The 4,883-nt window shown below is 75.4% G+C and carries 4 protein-coding genes; 3 read left to right on the top strand and 1 reads right to left on the bottom strand.

Annotation, left to right across the window (positions count from 1 at the left end; genetic code table 11):
- The coding region (locus E1283_RS31700) for a DNA-formamidopyrimidine glycosylase family protein (RefSeq protein ID WP_279571305.1) at nucleotides 1-442 on the bottom strand (442 nt) is incomplete at its 3' end.
- Between the two features lie 136 nt (nucleotides 443-578).
- Between E1283_RS31700 and E1283_RS31695 the strand changes: the two genes are divergently transcribed.
- The 3 genes from E1283_RS31695 (at nucleotide 579) to E1283_RS31685 (ending at nucleotide 4,177) form a co-directional block, all read left to right on the top strand.
- Complete coding sequence (locus E1283_RS31695) at nucleotides 579-1,184, top strand: TetR/AcrR family transcriptional regulator (protein WP_132821621.1); 606 nt, start codon at nucleotides 579-581, stop codon at nucleotides 1,182-1,184.
- 143 nt (nucleotides 1,185-1,327) lie between these two features.
- Nucleotides 1,328-3,514, top strand: coding sequence for an MMPL family transporter (locus tag E1283_RS31690; RefSeq protein WP_132821620.1), 2,187 nt, complete (start codon nucleotides 1,328-1,330; stop codon nucleotides 3,512-3,514).
- A gap of 39 nt (nucleotides 3,515-3,553) precedes the next feature.
- On the top strand, nucleotides 3,554-4,177 hold the full coding sequence (locus E1283_RS31685; protein WP_132821619.1) for a hypothetical protein: 624 nt from the start codon (nucleotides 3,554-3,556) through the stop codon (nucleotides 4,175-4,177).
- The last annotated feature ends 706 nt before the right edge of the window (nucleotides 4,178-4,883 follow it).

Raw genomic sequence — 4,883 nt, 5'->3', positions numbered from 1 at the left:
CGTCGAGCGCGGCGAGCAGGCGGCGGAGGGCCTCGGCCGGGTCCCAGTCGGGGCCGAGGAGGTCGGGCCCGAGGTGACCGACGAGGCGGGGCTCTTCGGTGGTGCGGACGAGGTCGAGGACCGGGAGTCGGTAGCCGACGGCCGTGTGGGAGGCGGTGCCGAGGACGGCGCGGATCTGGTGGCTCGGGCCGCCGCGCCACCGCTCGCCGGGGGCGTAGGTGTGCCAGGCGCCGTCCATCCGGAGGTGGGAGTGGAGGGTCAGGCCGCCCTCGACGCGGGTGAGCAGGTGCTTGCCGCGCGGGGTGACGTCCAGGACGGCGCGGCCCGTGAGGTCGGCGGTGGCGAGGCGGGGGACGCGCAGGTCGGAGCGGACGAGGGAATGTCCGGCGAGCGTGGCGTGCAGGCGGTGGGCGGCCTGCCAGACGGTGTCTCCCTCGGGCATGCCTCCATCATGCGGCAGGCCGTGCGGGGCGCGGAGTGACGCAGCCCACTATCGGTACGTTTCCGTTTCGATAAGGCCGGTCGTACGATGTGTACGGAACCGTTTCGTTTCGAACAGTGCAGCGTTTCGAAGGAGCATGATGCCCACCGAGACCACCACCACGGCGCGGCGCTCCCGGCTCTCCGAGAGCCGGGAGCGGGAGATCTACGGGGTGGTGGAGGACCTGCTGCGCCAGGACGGCTACGAGGCCCTGACCATGGACCAGATCGCCGCCGCCTCGCACGCCAGCAAGGCCACGCTCTACCGCCGCTGGAACACCAAGGCGGAGCTCGTCATCACGGCCATCAGGATGCGTCGGCCGATGCTGACCAGGGACATCGACACCGGCACGCTGGCCGGCGACCTGCTGACGCTGGTCCGCGACGCCGGTGCCCGGCTCAACGAGGAGGCACCGCTGCTCCGGGGGCTCGGGCAGGCGATGCACCAGAACCCCGACCTGCTGCGGGCGTTCCGCGACCAGGTGATGCTCCCGGAGCGGGCCGGTCTCGAGGTGCTGCTGCGCCGCGCCGAGGCGCGCGGTGAGCTGCCGGAGGGCTCGGCGGGCAGCACCGAGGTCGTCTACATGCTGCTCGGCGCCGTGATCGGGCGCCCGATCCTGGAGGAGAAGGACCCGGACACCGACTTCCTGGTGCGGTTCACGCACCAGGTGATCCTCCCGTCGCTGCGGCTGACGCCCCGGTGACCTGAGTCGGAGAACCCACCAGACCACAAGCCCGACGGCGGAGCGGCAAGGCTCAGGGCCGTCGGGGCGGCATCTCACACCCGCTTTCCGATCCCCCGTCATCCAGAACGTCATCCAGAACGTCACCCAGGAAGTCACGCCCCATGGCTACGTTCCTCTACCGGCTCGGCCAGTTCTCCTTCCGGCGACGGCGGTTGGTCGCCCTGATCTGGGTCGCCCTGCTGGCCGTCGCCGGCGTCGGCGCGGCCACCGCGTCCTCGTCCGCCTCCACCTCGATCACCATCCCCGGCACCGAGGCGCAGCGCGCCTTCGACCTGCTCAACGAGCGCTTCCCCGGCACCAGTGCCGACGGCGCCACGGCCCGGGTGGTGTTCCAGGCCCAGGACGGCGACCTCACGGACGCCGCCGACCGGGCCGCCGTCGAGCAGGTCGTCGGGCAGCTGGCGACGGGCTCCGAGCACGTGCTCGGCGTCGTCGACCCGTTCCAGGCCCAGGCGGTGAGCGAGGACGGCGCGACCGCCTACGCCCAGGTCAGCTACGACGCGAAGTCGACCGAGCTGGGCGACGCCGACCGCGAGGCGCTGCGGGACGCGGCGCAGGCGGGCCGCGATGCCGGCCTGACCGTCGAGATCGGCGGCGACGCGCTGACGGAGATACCGCACACCGGCGTCACCGAGGTCATCGGCGTCGCGGTCGCCGCCGTGGTGCTGGTGATCACCTTCGGCTCGCTGGTCGCGGCGGGGCTGCCGCTGTTGACCGCGATCGTCGGCGTCGGCATCAGCGTCGCCGTCATCACCGCGCTCAGCGGCCCGCTCGAACTCAACAGCACCACGCCCATCCTGGCGATGATGATCGGCCTCGCGGTCGGCATCGACTACGCGCTCTTCATCGTCTCCCGCTACCGCGCCGAACTGGCCGAGGGCCGGAAGCGTGCCGAGGCCGTGGGGCGGGCGGTCGGCACCGCCGGCTCCGCCGTGGTGTTCGCCGGCCTCACCGTGGTCATCGCGCTGGCCGGGCTCGCCGTCGTCAACATCCCGATCCTGACCTCCATGGGCCTGGCCGCCGCCGGCGCCGTGGCGCTCGCCGTGGTGGTGGCGCTCACCCTGATCCCGGCGCTGCTCGGCTTCGCCGGCGAGAAGGTGCTGCCCCGCAGGGCGCGCGGCGCCGGGGCGGCGGAGCGGGGCGCGACGAAGGAGAACCTGGGCACCCGCTGGGCCAGGTTCGTGCTGCGCCGGCCGGTCGCCGTGCTGCTGACGGGCGTCGTCGGCCTGGGCGCGGTCGCCCTGCCGGCCACCAGCCTCGAACTCGGCCTGCCGGACGACGGGTCGCAGCCCACGAGCACCACCCAGCGTCAGGCCTACGACCTGCTGTCCGACGGCTTCGGCCCCGGCTTCAACGGGCCGCTGACGGTGACCGTCGACGCCCGGGGCGCCGCCGACCCCGGGGCCGAGGCGGAGCGGGTGGCGGCCACCGTGAGCGGGCTCGACGACGTCGCCATGGTCACCCCGGCGACGTTCAACGAGGCCGGCGACACCGCCGTGATCACGGTGATCCCGGAGTCCAAGCCGAACAGCGCCGAGACCGAGGGGCTGGTGGGCGACATCCGCGCCGAGACGGGCGACGAGGTGCTGGTGACCGGGCAGACGGCGATGGCCATCAACGTCTCGCAGAAGCTGAACGACGCCCTGCTCCCCTATCTGGCGCTGGTCGTCGGCCTCGCGTTCGTGCTGCTGATGGCCGTGTTCCGGTCGGTGCTCGTGCCGCTCAAGGCCGCGCTCGGCTTCCTGCTCTCGGTGGTCGCCGCGCTGGGCGCCGTGGTCGCGGTCTTCCAGTGGGGCTGGCTCGGCGGCCTGTTCGGCGTCGACGAGACCGGGCCGATCATGAGCCTGATGCCGATCTTCATGGTGGGCGTGGTGTTCGGCCTGGCCATGGACTACGAGGTCTTCCTGGTGACCCGGATGCGGGAGGCGTACGTGCACGGCGAGTCGCCCACCGAGGCCGTGGTGACCGGCTTCCGGCACGGGGCACGGGTGGTGGCGGCGGCCGCGGTCATCATGATCAGCGTCTTCGCCGGGTTCATCAGCTCGTCGGAGTCGATGGTGAGGATGATCGGCTTCGGCCTCGCGGTGGCGGTGCTCTTCGACGCCTTCGTGGTGCGGATGGCGATCGTGCCCGCGGTGCTCGCCCTGCTGGGGAAGGCCGCCTGGTGGCTGCCGAGGCCGCTGGAGCGGGTGATTCCGAATGTCGACGTCGAGGGCGAACGACTCAACCATGGAGTGGGGGATTCCGCGTCCTCAGGGGTGGCGGGCCGGGAGACGAGCCGGGTCTGACGAAGTACGAGTACGAAGTACGGAGTGGGGTGAACGGTGATGTCGACGGCGATGGCGATCACGGCCATGACGGCGGGTGTGCGGCCGGGCCGGCTGGTGGACGTCCCGGCGGTGGTGCGACTGCTCGTACCGGGTCCGCCGAGTGACGACGAGGACCAGGCGCGGCGCGCGCTGCGGCTGCTGCTGGCCCACCACCTGCTGGAGGAGGGGCAGTTGTGGGTGGCCGAGGGCGGCCTCGGCGACACCCGGGTCGCGGCGGCGGCGATCTGGCTGCCGCCGGGGGCCAGGCCGCCGGGCGAGCGGGTCGCGCGCGTGCTGGCCAGGGAACTGCGGCACCCGGTCGACGTGATCGCCGCCGGCATGGGGGCGCGGGCGGCGCTGGCCGCGGCGCGGCCCGGGGAGCGGCACTGGACGCTCACCACCGCCGGGATGCTCGGCCCGGACTGGGACGAGCGGCGGGCCAGGGGGCTGTTGGCCCCCGGGTTCGCGGCCGCCGATCGGGACGCGGCCTCCGTGCTGGCGATCACGACCACGGAGCGGGACGCGCGGCGGCTCGGTGGCCTGGGCTTCGTCGGTGCCCGCCACGTGACGACGGCGCACGGGCCGGGCGCCTGGCTCGCCAGGCGCCCGGCCGCGGGCCGCGGAGTCGCTGCCCGCGGATGACGGGCCCGGCGGAGCCGGCGCCGCCGGCAGCCGAGCGGCCGCCGGTTGGGCTGCGTGCCGCCGGGGCGCGGAGCCGGCGGAGCCGGTTCGCCGACGCCCGGGGCGGGGCGGCTCCGCCGCCGGGGCGCGGCCGCGGGCCGCTGATCCCCGGCGGGGCCGCGCACCACCGGCGGCCATGCGGCCCGGGCCCCGGCCCGCCGATGGGCCTCCACGCCCGGGCGGCCGCGCCGGCCCTGTCGGAACCGACGGCCGTGCCGCGCAGGCCCCGGGGGCAACGCCGGCGGCCGCCGGCCCCCGTGCCGGCGAAAGCCGGGCCCACTGCCCCGCCCCGCGCAGCGTGGGGCGATCAGGCCGCAGGCCCCACTCGGGCCCCGGGGCCCGGTGGCCACCAGGCCGGGTTTCCGGGGCCGTAGCCCCGGATCCGTCAGAACCCGGCGACCGCGCCGTGCGGCCCCCGGGCCGGCGGAGCCGGGCGTCACCACCCCGCGCCGCGCCGCGTGGGCAACCCCGGCCGCCGGCCTGGGTTGCCGGGGGCGGCTCCGCCGGAACCCGACGGCCGGCGGCGCGGGCCCCGGCCCCGGGGCCTGGCGGCCGCCGGGCCGGGTTATCGGGGGCGGTAGCCCCCCGGTCCCGGCGGCGCCGGGTGGTGACCCGGCCGCCCGGCCCCGCTCGGGCCCCGGGGCCCGCCGGCCCCGGGGCCGCCGCC

The sequence above is a fragment of the Streptomyces hainanensis genome (genome assembly GCF_004348415.1).
In the GTDB taxonomy this organism is placed as follows: Bacteria; Actinomycetota; Actinomycetes; order Streptomycetales; family Streptomycetaceae; genus Streptomyces; species Streptomyces hainanensis.
The sequence above is the reverse complement of the archived record's forward strand: the minus strand, read 5'-3'. Positions and strand labels throughout refer to the sequence as shown.

Bases quoted from the DNA above. Each gene is read 5' to 3' on its own strand.
- E1283_RS31695 (WP_132821621.1), top strand. From the start codon at position 579: ATGATGCCCACCGAGACCACCACCACGGCGCGGCGCTCCCGGCTCTCC.
- E1283_RS31685 (WP_132821619.1), top strand. From the start codon at position 3,554: ATGTCGACGGCGATGGCGATCACGGCCATGACGGCGGGTGTGCGGCCG.
- E1283_RS31690 (WP_132821620.1), top strand. From the start codon at position 1,328: ATGGCTACGTTCCTCTACCGGCTCGGCCAGTTCTCCTTCCGGCGACGG.